This window comes from Leptospira ainazelensis (assembly GCF_016918785.1).
Lineage (GTDB): Bacteria > Spirochaetota > Leptospiria > Leptospirales > Leptospiraceae > Leptospira > Leptospira ainazelensis.
On record NZ_JAFFPT010000040.1, the window covers coordinates 1 to 18,368 of the forward strand.

General features: G+C 39.1%; 12 protein-coding genes. 6 read left to right on the forward strand and 6 right to left on the reverse strand.

Annotated features, from left to right (window positions below; genetic code table 11):
• The 5 genes from JWG44_RS10740 to JWG44_RS10760 form a co-directional block, all read left to right on the forward strand.
• Positions 1 to 2,752: hypothetical protein (locus JWG44_RS10740; RefSeq protein ID WP_205274957.1), on the forward strand; the 2,752-nt coding region annotated here is incomplete at its 5' end.
• 57 nt (positions 2,753 to 2,809) lie between these two features.
• Positions 2,810 to 2,968, forward strand: coding sequence for a hypothetical protein (locus JWG44_RS10745; RefSeq protein ID WP_205274958.1), 159 nt, complete (start codon positions 2,810 to 2,812; stop codon positions 2,966 to 2,968).
• 109 nt (positions 2,969 to 3,077) lie between these two features.
• Positions 3,078 to 4,031: a hypothetical protein gene (locus JWG44_RS22295; protein WP_232371598.1), complete on the forward strand. Its 954-nt coding sequence runs from the start codon at positions 3,078 to 3,080 to the stop codon at positions 4,029 to 4,031.
• Positions 4,032 to 4,179: 148 nt separating this feature from the next.
• Complete coding sequence (locus JWG44_RS10755; RefSeq protein ID WP_205274959.1) at positions 4,180 to 4,797, forward strand: hypothetical protein; 618 nt, start codon at positions 4,180 to 4,182, stop codon at positions 4,795 to 4,797.
• 187 nt (positions 4,798 to 4,984) lie between these two features.
• Positions 4,985 to 5,203, forward strand: a complete 219-nt coding sequence (locus JWG44_RS10760) for a hypothetical protein (RefSeq protein WP_205274960.1) — start codon at positions 4,985 to 4,987, stop codon at positions 5,201 to 5,203.
• A gap of 78 nt (positions 5,204 to 5,281) precedes the next feature.
• On the opposite strand, the gene JWG44_RS10765 is transcribed toward JWG44_RS10760, so the two are convergent.
• From JWG44_RS10765 to JWG44_RS10790, 6 genes are all read right to left on the reverse strand, one after another.
• Positions 5,282 to 6,154: a tyrosine-type recombinase/integrase gene (locus tag JWG44_RS10765; RefSeq protein WP_205274978.1), complete on the reverse strand. Its 873-nt coding sequence runs from the start codon at positions 6,152 to 6,154 to the stop codon at positions 5,282 to 5,284.
• 191 nt (positions 6,155 to 6,345) lie between these two features.
• Positions 6,346 to 7,011, reverse strand: coding sequence for a hypothetical protein (locus JWG44_RS22300; protein WP_232371599.1), 666 nt, complete (start codon positions 7,009 to 7,011; stop codon positions 6,346 to 6,348).
• A 46-nt stretch (positions 7,012 to 7,057) separates the two neighbouring features.
• Complete coding sequence (locus JWG44_RS10775; RefSeq protein WP_205274961.1) at positions 7,058 to 7,891, reverse strand: hypothetical protein; 834 nt, start codon at positions 7,889 to 7,891, stop codon at positions 7,058 to 7,060.
• Positions 7,888 to 8,496: a tetratricopeptide repeat protein gene (locus JWG44_RS10780; RefSeq protein WP_205274962.1), complete on the reverse strand. Its 609-nt coding sequence runs from the start codon at positions 8,494 to 8,496 to the stop codon at positions 7,888 to 7,890. The genes JWG44_RS10775 and JWG44_RS10780 overlap by 4 nt, the downstream gene beginning before the upstream one ends.
• A 6-nt stretch (positions 8,497 to 8,502) precedes the next feature.
• Complete coding sequence (locus JWG44_RS10785) at positions 8,503 to 9,876, reverse strand: Kelch repeat-containing protein (protein ID WP_232371600.1); 1,374 nt, start codon at positions 9,874 to 9,876, stop codon at positions 8,503 to 8,505.
• 149 nt (positions 9,877 to 10,025) lie between these two features.
• Entirely contained in the window at positions 10,026 to 10,907 is an 882-nt protein-coding gene (locus JWG44_RS10790; RefSeq protein WP_205274964.1) for an LA_3334 family protein, read from the reverse strand.
• 325 nt (positions 10,908 to 11,232) lie between these two features.
• On the opposite strand from JWG44_RS10790, the gene JWG44_RS10795 reads away from it, so the two are divergent.
• Entirely contained in the window at positions 11,233 to 18,354 is a 7,122-nt protein-coding gene (locus JWG44_RS10795) for an RHS repeat-associated core domain-containing protein (RefSeq protein WP_205274965.1), read from the forward strand.
• The last annotated feature ends 14 nt before the right edge of the window (positions 18,355 to 18,368 follow it).

Here is an 18,368-nt window from a genome sequence, read left to right on the forward strand (position 1 = left end):
GGATCCATCTCCATTAGATTTATTACATCAACTTATTAGTTTAAATAAACGATTCATTCTAATAATAGATAATTGTAGCTCTCTGTTGCACCGAAAGCTATCTTCAATAATCACTTCGATACAAAATCAGGGATGTTTAATTACAGTTGAATATGATATTAGGGATGATCAACCTGATGAAACGGATGTATATAAACTCGAGCCTGCGTCATCGGAGTTAATTGAACAGCTACTCAGGACTAGATTTGAATATATTCATGAGATAAATGTTCGCAAAATTGCTGAATTTGCGGGAGGGAATGCTCGGATTGCCATTGCACTTGCTAATACAATTGTAAAGGGACAAAAGATGACAATTTTACGTGATGAAGATCTTTTTGAAAGACTATTCTATCAACGTCATTCGCAAAGCCATAATCTATTGAGATCGGCGGAGGTTTGTTCTCTAATATATTCCTTCGATATTCAAACGAGTGAGGGAAATGAATTAGAAATAAATCTACTGAGCAAGCTAGCAAGTAAACCCTTAGAAGATTTATTCGCTGATATTTCAGAATTAAAAAGAAGAGACCTTATACAACAAAGAGGTTTTTGGAGAGCAGTTTTACCCCATGCAATTGCCAATAGGCTTGCTATCCGTGCGTTAGAAAATATCCCGATGGATAATATTTTGAATATTTTTGAAAATGGTGGCTCTGAAAGACTTTTGCTTTCATTTTCTAGAAGATTAGGATTTCTTCATGAGTCTCTTAATTCAAAGAATATAGCTAATAAGTGGTTTTCTTTTGGGGGAATGCTTCATAACTTATCTGAGTTAGGAAGTATAAAGCTTTCAATACTTAGGAATGTTGCCCCGATTGTTCCAGGAATCGTCTTAGATACTATAGAAAAAACTGCCAGTATAGATACCGCAGATACTTATTTTTCTATTTCGAATGAAGACCGGATAGAGATAACAAGATTACTTAGGCTGATTGCGTACGAACAAATCTATTTCGAGAGATGCATCAAATTACTTGTTAAATTCGCTCTTATGGAAAAAGCCAATTACACTTCTGATTCCTCCAGAAAATTGTTGAGTTCTTTATTTTATTTAAGATATTCAGGAACGCATGCATTGGCAGATCAGAGATTGAAAATAATTGATTCTTTATTGCAGTCTACGATTACAGCCGAATGTGAATTGGGTCTTCTCTTGATGGGCTCCGCTTTGGAAACAAATGCGTATGGCAGTATTATGAATTTTGAGTTCGGAGCCCTTCAACGTGATTATGGTTATTACCCAGCCAATGCGGAAGAAATACGGGAATGGTATAGCTTTTTTCTAAAATATTTAATGAAGTTATATTCTGAAAATTTGGAACATTCTAAACAGATAAGAAGTTTGATTGCGGAAAAATTTAGGAATCTTTGGAATTGTGGCTATGTGATAGAAGAATTAGCAGCTTTGATTGAAATATTTTCTCTGGATTATTGGGGAGAGGGTTGGGTCACAGTTAGTAATGTTATTATTTACGACTCTGCAGAAATGGAACAAAACTTGTTATCACGTTTGCTGGTTATCGAAGATTTATTAAAACCTAAAACTCTTTTGGATAGATTAAGAACCTATTTATTTTTAGGGAATGTTTGGAATTTAAAAAAAGGGAGAGGAGAAGATGTTATTTCCGGAGGCTTTTCTTTCGAAAATGAATTTTTAAATTTAACTCGCGAGTTGACATTTGATAAATCAATCTTAGAAATCATCTTAGGTGAAGTATCTAAAAATGGTTCAAGCCTTTCCAATAGGCTAGGACAGGGTCTCGCCCTAAACGCAAATGATCCATTAGAAATATGGCAGTTGCTTCTTAGTAAATATAGAAAGCCGAACGAAAGTGAAATAGGGGTGATTAACGGTTTTCTATTTGAGTTATATAAACTGAATTTAGATTTGATTAATCAGATTTATGATGATCTACTTCAGGATAATAATTATAGCTTAATATTTCCCTGCTTTCAATTAGCGACTCCATTGGATTTCAGAGCATTGAAACGATTGGAACATTGTATTGATAGCAGATTGCCGCAAATAGAAGCGTTCAAGGGCTTAATATTTAAATATGAAGATGCAAAGAACTTAAATATTAACATTAGTGATATATTAGATAGATTATTAACATTGGAAGGTGCAGATAAAGTAGTTCCAGGTTTATTCGTATACCTTGCGCAAGCTAATCCGGAATTAACATTAAACTCAAAGTTCATAATATTGGGTCGAAAATTAATTCGGCTTATATATTTACATTATGAAAATAGAATAGAGGATGAAGACCAGAATAGCCAAATTCATTATTTTTTGGAAGAAATATCTACGGTTTCCTTATCGGGAAAAGATGCCGAGCTGTTTATTCGGGATTTGTGCGATAGATTTATAGGATCTAATTTGCCAGTAAGTCAATTTAACCTATTTATCCAAATAGTTGCAAAACAGTATCCGAACGTTTTTATAGAAAAATTTTTAAATGCTGAACAAAATTTATTTGATGAAATGGGAGATTACTTCTCTTACGATTATAAATTCTCTAAAAATCCTTTAAATTCAATTGATGAGGAATTGATATTACACTGGTGCAAGCAAGACCCAGATTTCAGAACGAAAATCATTGCTTCGATAATTTCTCCATTCGAAAAAGATCAAAGCGGCTTTGGGTTAGGCTGGACGAAGTTAAGTCTTAGTCTGATTGATTTATCGAATAATCCAGTAAATATCTAAAAAATATATGAAGATAAAATAGACCCGACGGCATGGGTAGGACAACTTTCGACAATTATGGAAGGTCGGTTAAAATTATTTGAAAATTTAAAAGCACACAATAATGAGATCGTTTCGAGTTGGGCTAAAGCGCAGGAAGTAATTTATAAAGAGAGGATTGTAGATAGAAAAAGATCTGAAGCCAAAGAACGACTGAATGATTTTAGATTTGAATGATGAACGTACGATCAAAATATTTCACTGCATAAAATTACTCAAAAGGTGCAGTTGATGGTTTGGTTCGAATTTGATAAAGTTTCAAAAGTTAAAATAGTTAAGGTTAAGGATGGAGAATTTATTTAATATAAATTGGGGCTCTGTTCAAGAAATTCCAACTAATGACGGAATTACTTATGAGTATTTTCATAAAAAATTTGGATCTATCCGAGTAACTTTTCAGGCTCAATACGAATGTTCGCGAATGACTAAAGATGAGTCATGTCATACTATTCAATCTGTTCTACGCGAATATCATCTTAAGAAACGGGAACTTATTATCTGTACAAAAGAGGAGCAAGATAAGCATCTTGATTTAGGTGAGGACGGACGACAATATTCTTCTTTGGTTAAATTAATAAACGAATATCCGAAAAACATTGTAGAAAAACAAAATCGCGTACGTCTGAACTTATTTAGAATCCAGCCTCTATATGGCGAATTCATTTATGAAATCGAAATTTACGATTGTTTCGCAAAGGATGTTAATGAAACGGTTTTTTTATTAAATATTCTATATAAGAAAGAGCTTATTTTTAACGGCTTGACCCTAAGCGGTAAAAATGCCGCAACAATGAAAGGAGGAATTAGAATCGAAGAAAAAGGTTGGATTCAGATCGAAGAAATAGAAAAGTCGTATGTATCTAAACAAGTATTTGTTGCAATGTGGTTTAATTCCAAAATGAATGATGCATTTTTTGCAATTGAAGAGGCCTGTGATAAAAATGGATTCAAGGCTTTTCGCATTGATAATAAAGAGCATAATAATGAAATTTCCGGAGAAATATTAGCGGAAATTCGTAAAAGTAGATTTTTAATATCTGAAGTCACGGGGCAAAGACCTGGAGTTTATTTCGAAGCCGGTTATGCGTTAGCACTTGGGTTGCCTGTTATTTGGTGTTGCCGCGAAGATGAGCTTAATAAAGTTCATTTCGATACTAGGCAATATAATCATGTTGTATGGACCAATGAAGGCGATCTTATTTCTAAACTTACAAGTAGGATTAAAGGCACAATTTATTAATTTAAAAAAATAGGTAATATATTTTTCAATGAAATATGGAAATCTACTTATTTACATATCTCCGTTTATGTAAACAAACGGAGAATTTTATCCTTTTCAAGATTTCAAAAATATTGATTAAACTTAATATTCTTTTAATTTTGGATTCATGAGGAATAGTAAGGGCTTTGATATCACAAAGAAACAAAAGGAGCTATTAAGGCTTGAGAGGGAGTTAGATGCTATACGGAAAAAAATCTATTCTCTTCCTTTGTCACCACTCCCGAAGCCTGTTTTTCATTCGTATGCAATCGGTTGGGAGGTAAAACTTACCACATCTAAGTATTTGGCCGAGTATAAATTTATCGTCAGTGAATACGCCGTGCATAGCAAAACAAAGACCCTCAAGAAAGCCAAGGAGTTAAATCCTCCGAAGATTACTCTTTCAAATAGGGAATATCTAAAGCTTATTGAAAAATACCCAATGGCTTTGCGATGGTTTATTAAAGGTAAAAATAAACTTAATAAGAAAGTATATATATTTAATAAACAGGACATTCTGGTTAAGAGGATCTTTAAAATCTATTCTACACATTTGCGGACCATTGACCCTAATCTTGAAAGTCGAAAGACCGAAATAGAAAAGACTATTTACGAAAATTATAAGAATTCTGGTATGCTCAATAAATATCTGGGACTCAAATCCGATTGGAGAGAGGACATAAGGCACAAGTATGAAATTCGATACTTGGATTCGATTATTAAAGAAGAGCTGAATTCCCGCTGAAAAGATATCAGGGCTATTGTATGATCAAAACCTAATTATTCAATTCTATCTATTTCTTTGAGACTGACCTTTTGCAAAGAGTTCGATATTGGTCCTCCCATAAATGTGGTTGACCTATGTAATATTAGAAGGAAAACGAAACGTTCATGTATGTGCTTCTTTTGGAGCTAAAGTCCTGAGGTGAAGGATGAAGTTCTTACATGCAAAAGCTAATCTAAAGGTTTGGCCTAATTGTAACCATTGGTACGGCATCGTTACTAAAAAAAGATATCTTAGAGAAAAGAATCATTGGTTGTTTCACGTAGCTTGTAATTCTTGCGGCTTAAAAACTGCTGAGTTTGTTATCCTCGACCAAGCAAAATTAAACTGGAATAATTCTGAGTTTTTTAAAGAAGAAGGAAGTTAAACTCTTTCAATTCCGATTGATTTCTAATGGTCATACTCTGTCTGAATTAAGAATGAATCTATATATCGTTCTTCCTACCTATTGAAGTCGCAATTCTAAGCCATGCTGTGTATGCGTTTCGAAAACGCTCATTTTTGCAGAATCTATCTTTTCCATCGGACTTGGTATTTGTAGTAAATACTGTGGGCTTACATGAAGATAAATAAGCGTACTATTCAAGGCGGTGTGGCCCAATAATTTCTGAATATAAAATATACTATATCCATCTTCTAACAGGTGAGTTGCGAACGAGTGCCTTAAGCTGTGGACGCTGGCTTTCTTGAGAATCCCGGAGGCCTTGCTAATTTCTTTAAATTTTATCTGGATCCATCGAACGTTAATTCGATAACTTCTTCCTTTAGTAAACGAGAAAAAGATATAAGAAGTTGGACGGTAACTTTGAATGTATTGATTCAGTAAATATGCAGCCTGGTCGGATAATATTGCATATCTTTGTTTGCTTCCTTTCCCTTCTTCAATGAAAATTGATTTCCGTTCGAAATCTATGTGACTTACTTTCAATTGTTCTAATTCTCCAATTCTTATTCCTGAAGAGTATAGCAGTGTGAAGATTGTTTTTTCTTTTATTGAAGTACAATGCTTTAAGAAATTAGTTATTTCTGTCTTATTCAGAACGGTAGCGACTTTGGTTTTTTTCTTCGGAGTAGGAATCAATTTCATCGTAGATTTCTTCTTTGCAAGCGTATAAAACAATGATAACGCGCTGTAGTAGACAAGAACTGTAGAATCGCTTAGTTCCTGTTTTCGGAGATGTAAGAAGAAATTATAGATATCAGTTGGCTTTAACGTCAAAGGGGATTGTTTGAAGAATTCTGTAAGTCTTGAAACACATTCCGTATACGATTTGATCGTCTTCTTGGAGTATCCGAACACGTACATATCCGAAATCATTTTATCTTTCAAAATTCCCATGGAGACAAGGAAAATGAAATTTTATATTAGACAACTTAAATTTTAGGTTAAATTATTCGAATGTTTTATCCTTAAACTGATGAAATGGCTATTGAATTGAACGACTAAGCAGGGTTATATTTTATTATAACTTCAACACGTTTCTTAAAATTATTTTCGTTTCCAAATAGCTACTTAATCATGTAGCTTTCCGAATCTAATATAAACCTTCGAACGAGTTTTATGATCATTCTATTGTGAATTCGTAAAACCTCCTCATTGGAATTATTGTAATAGAATCCTCTAAAAATCGAAAAGTAACCGTGATAATCTTTTTGAAAAACTTCAGTATTTGATTTGTTTTTCTTGATGCTAAAATTCACTTCAACGGTGCAATTTTGGTGAATTAAAGGCACTCCAAAAAAACCTAAAAACAGAGCCGCAAAGCTAATGGCGAATGTGTGTAAGGTTTCTTGACAAAAATAATGTTTCGTTTTTCCGATAATTAATAACTCTGAGCTAATTTCTTTCCCTGAATCGGAATCGTTTATTTCATCTATTATGAATCGCTTTTTCAAATTAATTTTTAAGTATTTTTTTAGTAGAATTTCAACGGGAATTCGTTCTTCGTTTACATCATCGAAAGGAGAATAATTTTCATTCGGTGCTGATAAAACAAGAGGAAGAAAGGCAAGGAACATTGCATTGAAGCGAAAGGAATCATCTGGATTTTTCTCGAAATTGAGGGTAAGCGATTTTATTTCTTTCTTCTCGCGTAACTCGATATTCTCAAGTGTTTCGTGTTGATAGCGATAAAAGCAATTAAGTTGAAAGCAGATGAGCAATGTAATTGCCATCCTAGTCGTTGTCCGGTTATTCAAAAGGCTATAACCAAATATTTTATTAAAGACTAAATCCTATTCCAAACTTTGCGGAATATTCCTGGAAAGACCAAATGTGCCTTTGTTTCACATCGAGCAAGTTATGAAAGCTTCCGGTTGTTTCAGCATAAGCATCGTAATTGTTCCCAACAGCTTCTCCTAATAAGTAGACTTTTTCGGTGATAAAAAAACGTGAGCCGATGATAATGCTCGATTGTATTATTTTAGTATTCTGAATCGAATCTCTTCCATAACCGACGGAAAGGCGAATATAGGGATCAAAAACGGAGTTTTCAAGAAAGTGATACGAAAGATGAAAATTAAAAGTGCGAATCCTTAAGAATGAATTATCATGGTAGGTAATATAGGGAAGAGCAATTTCTAACTTAATAAGTTGATCAGTAGGTATATTTTGAGCCGCTGGAGAAATATAACGAAGTATTCCAAGGTCAAAAAGATATTCGAGTTTTGAAAACGATAGATTAGAAGCTTGAAACTGAGAATTGTTCAAGCTGAAGCCTAACCCAAATCTGGATTGAATTAGATACTCAAAAAGAAAGGAGGAGTTTTGTCCGGTAACTTTTGGTTTCGGCGCCTTATCAAATGCATAAACACTGGCGACTTTGTCTCCTGGTGTTCCAAGCTCATTCGCGTAAGGCCCGATAATATCGACACTATCGTATTTTACTTCCCGGTCCATAGAGCTACCATCAATTTTGTTTGGGGTCGCGTTCAGATATTTAAGTCCTTCTCCGTAAGCAGCTTCAAAGAAGAAAGGACCTCTTTTGTTTTCCGCTAATAATCCGTACGAAATAAACATGATTCCGATTACAGAGAATTTAATTGTCTTAGTCATTTTCTTCTCCAAATGAAAATCGTAAGAATCAGATTCAAAGAAGAAAAGGCCGTTAGCAGGATGATTGCTACTTGATAATATTTCTCTTTCGAATTGCTCTTTTCATTTTCTTGATTGTAACCCCTCGTCTGCAAAAGAATAGAGTTTAATTCATCCTTAATTTCCTGAACCGATCGATAAATCTCCGAATCCAAAAGAATCACAGTATTTGACCCCGATCCTTTTCCGAAAGAAGTTTGCCCTAAACTTCTCTGACTCGGCATTTTTCGGAGATTCTCAATTTCCGATTTCAGCTCTTGATTGAGTGGCCATTTTAGATATGCTTTCTGAAAAAACTGTTTAGCGCGGTCATAATTTCCCCTTTTCTTTTCTTCTTTTGCGATTCCGATCCAGGCTCTTGTTAGAATAAATTCTGCTTTTGGATCCGATGGATTGTTTGTGAGAAGCGAAATCGCGAGACTTTCCGCTTTTGAGTATTGGTTTTCTTCAAGGAGGCGTTCACCGTCTTCATGACTTCCTGCCATTACGTTTTCTTCGGGAAAGAGGCCAAAAGAAAGGATGAGAAAGAGTAGGGAATAGGGAAGTATTTGAAAGATCGATTTCATTGTTTCTTACCTGTCGATTCGAATGACTTTGTGAGCATAACGCGCTCTTGGCATTTTCTGGGTTTCAGTAGTCCAAGTGCTCGCGATTGGATTTTGAAGTCCAATCGAGTAAACGGTATCGGTGGGAATGTTTAGAGCTGTAGCACCACCAAGGACGAATAACTTTCTTGTTTCATACGAGGCTTGGGTTCCTGGATAATAAACGGAAACCGGAAGAATGGGACCGATGGTGAAAAGACCCGTTCCGATTTGAGAAAAGTCCGTTCTGTTGGAAGGCGTGATTGAGCCGACGGGTTGCAAGGTGCTTGTTCCGGTGGAACCACCGATGACTGCAAACCATTCTGGATCAGTGGGGAATGAATCCGAGTTTAGAGGTTTTACACAAGCGGAACCGGATCCGTGTCTTGCTAAGTTGATCGATGGTTCACCCGCGCTTGTGGTTGAATTTACGGAAGGAACGTATCCGTCTGACGTGACTTGAGCCGAGCCATCCGCGTTGAATCTCCCACCGGTGAAAAGGATCGATCCATTCAATCCGCAACCGGCCATATCAATTCTTGCGAAGATCGCAGTGAGTGAAACATAACTTTGCCAAACACCCGTTGGTCCGATTCCGGGGAAGAATCTGGAAACTGTATTTAAAACGGTTCCAGTCGTCATGTCCGTTGTTGTGGTTCCTGCAATGATAAAGATTTCCTCACCTACGGAAGCAATGACTCCTCCTTGATTTGCGGTTGGCATTTCAGCTAACGTCTTCCATTGGTCCAGGTAAGGATCGTACACTTCGGTTTTTCGAGAAGCAACATAGATCCCGGCTTGTTTTTCCAAACCACCAATCACGTAGATTTTTTCTTTGTGCGAAACAACGTTTGCGAATGCGCGAGGAGTTGGAATCGAAGTCGCCGCTGGATACCAAGTGGAAGTTACCGGATCAAAAAAATCAATTTGCGAAACAGGGTTTGCATCGGCCCCGATTCCTCCCACAACCCAAAGTCCTCGGGTTCTATTTGGAAAATCACTTACCCAAGTTTTGAATGCAATCGGAACCCCTTTCAGATTGTTTATATCCGAAGAACAAAAAACCGAAGCTATATAATCCGCGTTCGATTCTAAATTTTGAAGAATCATCGAATGAATCTTTGCATTTTCTAAACTAATGCTTGCGGATTCAATTCCACCTCTTCCGTAGACAACGGAACCGGGTTGGGAAGAAGAACATTCCCAACTGATCGTTGCCGATTTTGGTCCTAGCTGAGTCACGAGTGCAAGTGTTACCTTTGCCGTTTCGGAGTCGTGAATATTCGAAAGAGGAGAGTTCTGGCACTCAACAAAGAAAATGCCAAGGAATAAGATTAGAATAGAATATATCCTTTTTTGCATGTTCTGGAATGTATTTTTTATCAAGGTTAAAAGATGAGATCGTCTTTTTTTAAAAGCCTTCTTTCTTGCAAAGGAAATGGAAAAACGAGAAGTTTTGCATTTCAGAAAAAAGGAAATGAGAAAGAAAAAAGTAATTTTGAAAGAATAGTTCATAAAAGAAGACCCCAAGAGATTCTAAAACCGGTTCTGCAAAGTGAATCACCGGATTCAATCGTGCACTGTGAGCGAACTCCGAGCCTAAGCCGGGATCCATTGTTTAAATCCCAGGCCCAGCCGACTTCGCCTAACAATTCCGGATCGGTTCCGTTTGCGGATTTGGAATCGCTCTTCCATTGAATTGCGGTAACTCCTCCGCCAAACAAGAAGTAGGGGGCAGAGGAACCAAATTGTTTTCCGAGATAGAAGGATTGATTCCAGAGGCTGATAGAACCTTGTGTCGTGGAAGGAGCCACTGCATATTCTGAAAGAAATCCAAAAAACCAAAGAGGACGATTTAAAAATCCTTTTTCTAAAAAGAGTCCCGCTCCTGCGGTGGCAGGATTCGTATGAAACCAAGCTCCGTGGTTTGCCTGAGCAAAAAAACTACCGCCGACATAGAGTTGATTCTCGCCCGACCGACCCGAAAGATATTTATCAGGCAAATCTGGACTTTCGTTGTCGTTTTCCAAAGATTTAGAATTGGAATTCTGAATTTTAACTTTCTCGATTTCAACAAAGCCGAGTTCAGTTTTAAAAGTAATTTTGTCTTTCTTCCTCTCTACGATGATCCCGCGAACGGAACTTCCGTCTGTAAGTTGGAATTCCGAATATTGATACGAAGACTCGGGGCCTTTCCTTGAGTAATCTATTCTTTGAATCTCAAACTTCGGGATTCTATACAATCTTCCTTTCCAACGGAGACTAACGGTGTCTGCGCTTTCGTTGATCTCTTCGATGAGGAATGCGTCGCCTGATTTGAGAAGAAGCTCGGAAGAGAGAAGGGGAGTTGCTAACACTATTAAAGAGACAATAACGTATCTGGTAATTTTCACTGTACCTTTGCCAATTTTTCCTTCGATCAGCAAGTCGGAAGTGTATCATTTTTGTAAATGAAATTAAGATTTTGTTTCAGTTCAGAAGTTCTTAGTACAATAAATCACAGAGAAGATTCATTGTACTAAGGATTGTTGTTTATTCCTTAGTACAATGAATTTTATAATTCAAAAATTTCTATGGATGTAAAAAATACAAAAAATATTTCCTAATTCGTCGCAAGTTATTAAAAGTGTCAGAATAGTATCATTCCCTAGGCGTTTCTGTTCTAAGAGATTCTGGGTGAAATAGTTACTCTGATACGAATAGAACTGGAGTTTTTGGATGAAATCACGCGGACTTCGCATTCTTACTTTGTGCTTCGTTATCCTTTTCGTTCTTAATTTTTCTTTGATCCGTTCGGTTCAAAACTTCTTTAATACGCTTGCTACAGCTTTTGCTAGCAGCATTCCCCAAAAGTTACCCATATTGCAAGCGGGTCCGGATGGTTCAGCCAACACTCAATACGAAATTGAGCTTCCGCCGGGCACAAAGGACATAACTCCGAGATTATCACTTTCCTACAATTCGAATGGAAGAAACGGACTCGTAGGAATGGGTTGGGACCTAAACGGACTTCATACTATTTCCAGAAATCCTTCTTATGGAATTTCGTACAACGGATTCGATCAATATGTCTCCACACTAGCTGGAGAGTTAATCGATGTTAGTGGAAATAAAACGAAATATCATAGCAGAAAAGAATCTTGGATCTTATTCGAGCCGCAAGGAACCTGCGGGGACGGTCCATGCTCTTGGGTCGCAACGGACAAGTCCGGTAGAAAATTTTTCTTTGGAGCAAGTTTAGATTCTAGAATTCCAGCTTTAGGACGGACGGCCGGATCGATTCGAGAGTGGACTTTGAATCGTGAAGAGGACGGCCACGGCAATGGTTATGATATTCAATATTCTTCAATCGACGTTTCCAATGGCGATTCTTATCCGGAATCTATCACTTATAACGATCGAATCATAAGGTTCATTTTTGAAAATCGAAACGACAAAACACCGAATTACATTTTAGGAACATTAGAAAGAATCCAAAAGAGACTTGATAAAATCGAAATTTCGGTCGGGGGGAATGTTTTTAGAACCTATGATCTTGACTATTCTTACGGTCCGGGGACCGGTAGATCAATTCTTCGCAAGATTAAAAGGTCCGGAAATAATACATTTGGCACTGAAAGTTTTGACGACATAGATTTTACTTATACGAATCAAGCAGGTAGCTTTTCGATCGGTAGTCTCGATTATCAAGTTTTCACGGATACGACAACGATGAATGTGTTTATTCCAAATATCGCCGTCGATTTTTTAAACGTCTTTTTCAATACTAGCCTTCCTTATCACCCTTCGGCATTGGATACAAATATCGATGCGTCTCTTCAATATGTAGTTAAAGTTCCGGTCCCGGATCGGAATGCTTGTAATTTAGGACTTGCATCTTGCCTTTGTGCTTTGCTGGTTCCCTGTTGGGGTGGAAATCAAGGGTTCTTTGAATATTTGGCTGGGAACTGTGCCGGATTTTTAGGTTGGGGCGGACCGGATGCCTGTGTGAATGGAGTAAACTCTGCACTGACTGCGTGGTTGCCGATGGATTTAAATGGTGACGGCATATCTGATTTTGTCGCCATTAACGGAACTGAAGAGACTGGATCTATTCATTTAACAGGGCATATCCAGCGAATAGGTCAAAACCCGAGTACATTCACTAGCTGGAATATTCCGATTCACTATAATACTTTCTACCAACCTGTCGATCTAAACGGGGACGGGAAAACCGATTTCGCTTATGAAGACGGAGGGAAGTTATGGGGAATTTACTCGAACGGTTCCAGTTTTAGCGCACCCGTGCTCTTTGGAAACGTAAGTTTAGCGGGCGCAAATCGAAATATGAGTATTTTTAGTCCTTACGAATATCGATTCCATTATGGCCCGAATAGTACTTCCCCGTTAGCGAGCAATCGTCCTGCGGCTGACTTTTTTGCTGATATGAACGGAGATGAATTGACCGATTTCGTTCATGCAAACGGTGGCAGTTTTTCCATTTATATCAACCGTGAAACTTATTTCGATAATCCGATCGTGATTGCGGGAGGGAACGATTTTTTTCTGAACGCAATGGTCGATATAACCGGAGATGGAAAAGCTGATTATCTTCAATTAATCCAGACTTATGATAATCCGACTTTGAGTGCTCTTCAATCTCAAAAGGCCGCACTGGACACTTTGATGGCCCAGTATCAAGCGGAACATACAAGAGCGAAATCGGTTGCCGATTCTCTTCCCGTTTCGACGACAGGGGATACGATCTCTGAGGAGGATTTTCAAGAATTTGTTGCCTATTTAGATTCGAACGGGAATAGCTTCCTCGCAGATTATTATGAGCTGAACGGCAGTACATTCAATTATGATAGTGTAGACTTGGCAAATCTTCAAACTGCTCTGGAAAATATAGTTAGCGCTAAAATGAATTTCGTAGGAGAACAAAGCTATGCAATCAACGCCCAGATCGGAGCGATCTATGCTCAAGGAACTGTTGGTCAAGCTACTTATGCTTTGCAAATCAGAAGTTTTAATCTGAGTAATGGCACATCACAAGTAAATACGTATTCTATGTCTAATTCAGTCGATCCTGAAAAAAGCACATTAGCGGATGTAAATGGAGACGGCGTCTTAGACTTTGTTTCGTTTACAGGAACGCAAAGTGTTGTCTCAATTTTTATGGGTAACGGTTTTTCCAATCCGATTGTAACAAACTTAAATGCAAGTAACGGTAAGAACTTATCCCAGTTTAATTTTGGTGAAGTAAACGGAGACGGGCTGTCCGATTTGGTGCTTTTCAATCGAGAATCACAGAGATTTGAAACCTACCTTTCTAACGGGAACGGTAATTTCACTTTGAACAATGATTATTCTTTCGGCGGATTTTCTCCGCAGGAGTATACGGATTCGAACGGCATCGAGAGGGGGGATCAGTTTCAAATTTCTTTACAGGACATGAATTTGGACGGTATATCCGACCTAAGTCTCGTTTTTTTAAATGTCGGAAAAACGATGGGAAAGGTTTATTATCGATACAGTTCTGCGAGAAACTCCGGAGAAGATTTACTCCAGGTCGCATCCAATGCTTCCGGGAATCAAAGTTCGAGAGTGCAATACGCTCTAACGAACCAACATCCGGGAGCAACTCAACCTGGAACCGGGAACTATCCGAATGTGCCTAACGTGTCTTCCGGATTTTTGGTAGTTCAATCAGAGATAGACATGTCTACGGGAAATATTCATCGTAAGAATTATTCCTATTCTAACCTGAGATACAATCAAGGAACGAGGGGGGTTGCGAGAAGTCTTGGGTTTGCATCAATCCGAGAGACTGATGTGAATACGGGGTTTTACAAAATCACGGATTTTTTTCAAAATGATTATCGTTTGTCGGGTTCTCCACAATCCGAACGAAATTATAATGCATCCGATAATATACTTCGATCTACCGTTTATTCGGCTCATTCTTTCCCCAATCCTTTCGGAACTGAAATCGCAGTTCCGGGATCGGTAACTTTTAATCTTTATCAAAACGGGAACCTGCTGACTTCATCCGCTAAATCGGTTGTCTATGACTCCTATGGTTTTACGACGAGTGATTCCGAAGTCATCGGCTCTCACTCGATTACGAATACAACTCAGTATTTGCATGATACGACCACATGGAGAATTGGAAGAGCCGTTCGATCCAGAAAGAACGTGGATGGAACCTGGGTGGAAGATTCGCAATTCTATTATACGGGAGATAATCTTACTTCTAAGACTCAATTTCCAGCGAGCTCATCGCCTTTGACGACCACGTTCGGTTATGATTCCTATGGGAATGTGATTTCAGTCAACGATCCTTCAAGCGGATTGAGCACGATCACATACGACCCGGTTCTCAATCATTTTCCGATTTCAAAAACGAACGCACTCGGTCACGTTACGACTGCGAGTTATGATTTTGCGACCGGTCTTGAACTTTCCATAGTCGATCCAAACGGTGCGGTTACTTCTACGAATTACGACGCTTATGGTAGAAAGTTGAGTGTGATCTATCCTGGAGAATCGAGCCCGAACGAAACGTATCAATACGATAATACCGGAATTTACGACGTAAACAATCATACGAATAACGAATCGGTTGCTAAAAGCGTTCGGGATACGGTGAGCGGAAGCGAGAATGTTTCTAAAATTTACCGCGATCCATTCGGCAATACGATCCGGACCGAAAACAATACGGCCGTTTCCGGAGTGAATACGATCGAAGAGTTTCAGTTCGATTATTCGATCGGAAAGTTGATTCGAAAATCGCTTCCGTATCTCAGTGTGCAAACTCCTCAATACGTCATGTTTCAATACAATCATCCGGACGGAGACTTATCCTCCATGGTGGAGCCCGCCTCCATGGGATCGATATTGACGACAGTATCCAAAAGCGGTTATACTGAAGCGAAATCGACCACTTATCCGGACGGGCAAACGGAAAGCCGGAGTGAAACCATAAACGAACTCGGACAAACCGTAAGCCGAACGGAAAACGGAAGGACAATTTCGTTCGTCTATTCTCCGTTTGGTGAGGTTCGGACGATCACCGACGTTTCTGGGGTCACTACGAATATTACCTATGACAGCATCGGCAGAAGGATATCCACACAAGATCCGAACTCGGGCATTATTTCGTTCGGCTACGATTCTCAGGGTAGAATTTCGAGTCAGACGGACGCGAGAGGGAAGAGCATTCAATTTACCTATGACGCTTTGGGAAGAATTCTCACTCAGAATACAAACGGCGGTGAAGCGTCGATACAATTTACATACGACGACGCAAGTGTTCCTTTTTCCAAGGGCAGACTAACGAAGGTTGTGGATGAAAGCGGTCAGGCGGAATTTCGCTTTAATCAGCGAGGGGAAACGATACAAAAAACGAAGGTCGTTGACGACATTGTTGCGATTTTTAAAACGGACTACGATTCTTTAGGAAGAGTGGCGACTAACACATATCCGGACGGAACAAAACTCCATACTTTATATACTCCAACAGGGAGTGTTTCGAACATCACGATGGATAGCGCGGACGGCACTAGTGTGGGTCACTCAGTGGTTCGGTATGAGGGTCCAACTTTGAATGGAAACGGAGATCCCGTTGTTAGGCGAGTGACCGGAAACGGCGTGACCATGGAAATTGCATTCGAACCGACGGAACAAAAGCCGCTTGCGCTTACAACTCGCAAACCGGACGGAACGATGATTGGTAACGTTGAATATTCCTATGACGGAAAAGGTCAGCTGACTAGAATCGAAGACAAGTTGAATCCATCCAGAAGTCAGAACTTTACTTTGGACAATTTCGGTAGAGTCACGCATGCTACGGGAAAATACGGTTCTCATGTATATTCGTATTCTGCGAACGGTAACTTATTACAAAAAGGGAATTATACCTTGAGCTATGGCGATCCGCAACATGCGAACGCAGTCACAACCGCTTCGAGCGCGAATACTGGAACTTTGAATTATTCGTATGACGCAAGCGGGAACATGACCAACCGCAACGGCGATGTCCTGCGCTACGACAGTTATGGAAAATTGATCGAGATGACTCCTAACGGAACCGCGGAAATGATCCGTTATTTTTACGACTATACCGGAAGCAGAATCAAATCGATTACTAACAATTCATTGACGACGAGTTATTTTTTCGGAAGCGACTACGAGATCGTAAGAAATTCGGGAATCCCTGAAAGACATACGTTGTATGTGAAAGGAATCCAAGGGGAAACCGTCGCACAGCTGACTAGAGAGGATGCAACGTTGTTACTTGGCGAAAGCGTAGGTGATCCGGAATCCGTTTCAATGGAAAGATATTCGATCGGTATGATCGTAAGTAATGTTGTAGGAGCTTCGACCGCACCTTTCTGTAAGGACGTGGCAGGAGATTGCGGGAACTTTTACAAGAATCGGATGCAGGGAGCAATTGTCTCAATCTTCAGCAATTCCTCTTATTTTCAAGGAGGGGTGCCTACGCATCTTTACAATGCGATATATTTCTTGATTCTTTTGGTATTCTTCTATTTCGCATATCCGTACTTCCTGAGAGGAAATGAACTATTACAAAACCTATCATGGCGAGGTGCTGGAACTCCTGCAGTCATTGTGGCCGTATTTGTGATGACGTCTCTTCCCGGATGCGGAATTCTTCCAGGAACCGGAAGCAAAGAAGGTGATCCACCTTGGCTTTTAGCGATGGGATCGAATGTAAATTCGGGAACGCCGAATATTCAGAATCCGGGAATCAATTCTTCAGGAGGAGGAGAAGCGGGTGGAACCCCAGTCAACGGTATGTTTTTTTATCACCCGGATCATTTGGGATCGGTGACAATGATCACAGATGGATATGGAAACCCTGCGAGCGGTCCGGAACCTGGAGTGAGTTACGTTTCTTACGAACCATATGGATCGATCAATCGAAATGATTCTTATGGTCCCGATATTTTCCGTTACAAATACACGGGTCAGTCGGAGGACAAGGAGACAGGTCTTTACTTTTACAAATCTCGGTATTACGATCCGGTCTTGGGAAGATACTTACAAGCGGATTCGGTAGTGGATCCTCATTCAGTGAATGGTCAGAATCGTTATATGTATGTAGAAGGCAATCCTGTTGGAGCGACGGATCCTTCGGGTCACAGTTTGGATCTGATGTTCTACGCTGCTTTGTATCAATACGCTCAGCTTCCTAACAATCCTCAAAAGGAATCAAACAATCTGATGTTGTTGTATCTTCACAATCAACAAATTCGGAATACGTCTGGTCCTGGTTGTCCTGTGAGCGGAAAGAATTCTCTCGTATGGGGAAATTTTCAAGGGGCCGGTTTGTGTGGAGGGAAGTTGCCTAAACAAGTAATGGAGTATATGTTGATTGCACTTTCAAGAGCTGATTTAGGGCCAACAGTTGCACTGGCATATTATTTTCTAAATAAACCGAACTCAGCGTTGACCATTATTGACCGTTCAGGAATCGCGCATGATGAAGAACATGATTGGTCATCGAGTAAGCAGGCTCTCCATGCAAACGAAGAGTGGATCAAACAATCCTGGGGCAATTTTTATTCGATCAATGAACAAAGGGCGGCTTACAATCGAGAATATGACGCGTTACCGAAAAGTTATGATCGGTATGGTGGTACAGGTAAATCGATAATAGCCGGAGTGAATTACGCAGGGACCACTTTGGTAGATATGGTTGTTTTACCGATAGGCACTTCAATATTTGCCTCACAGAATATAATTGGATATCAACTCCAATTTGCTAAGAGTGCGACCTTTGTTAAAAAAGGCCGATATAACAATTTTTGGAAACCGAATAAATGGAAATTATGATAAAAGGAGAAAGA

Coding starts and splice junctions, on each gene's coding strand:
- JWG44_RS10745 (WP_205274958.1), top strand. CDS start 2,810: ATGGAAGGTCGGTTAAAATTATTTGAAAATTTAAAAGCACACAATAAT.
- JWG44_RS22295 (WP_232371598.1), top strand. CDS start 3,078: ATGGAGAATTTATTTAATATAAATTGGGGCTCTGTTCAAGAAATTCCA.
- JWG44_RS10755 (WP_205274959.1), top strand. CDS start 4,180: ATGAGGAATAGTAAGGGCTTTGATATCACAAAGAAACAAAAGGAGCTA.
- JWG44_RS10760 (WP_205274960.1), top strand. CDS start 4,985: ATGAAGTTCTTACATGCAAAAGCTAATCTAAAGGTTTGGCCTAATTGT.
- JWG44_RS10765 (WP_205274978.1), bottom strand. CDS start 6,154: ATGATTTCGGATATGTACGTGTTCGGATACTCCAAGAAGACGATCAAA.
- JWG44_RS22300 (WP_232371599.1), bottom strand. CDS start 7,011: ATGGCAATTACATTGCTCATCTGCTTTCAACTTAATTGCTTTTATCGC.
- JWG44_RS10775 (WP_205274961.1), bottom strand. CDS start 7,891: ATGACTAAGACAATTAAATTCTCTGTAATCGGAATCATGTTTATTTCG.
- JWG44_RS10780 (WP_205274962.1), bottom strand. CDS start 8,496: ATGAAATCGATCTTTCAAATACTTCCCTATTCCCTACTCTTTCTCATC.
- JWG44_RS10785 (WP_232371600.1), bottom strand. CDS start 9,876: ATGCAAAAAAGGATATATTCTATTCTAATCTTATTCCTTGGCATTTTC.
- JWG44_RS10795 (WP_205274965.1), top strand. CDS start 11,233: ATGAAATCACGCGGACTTCGCATTCTTACTTTGTGCTTCGTTATCCTT.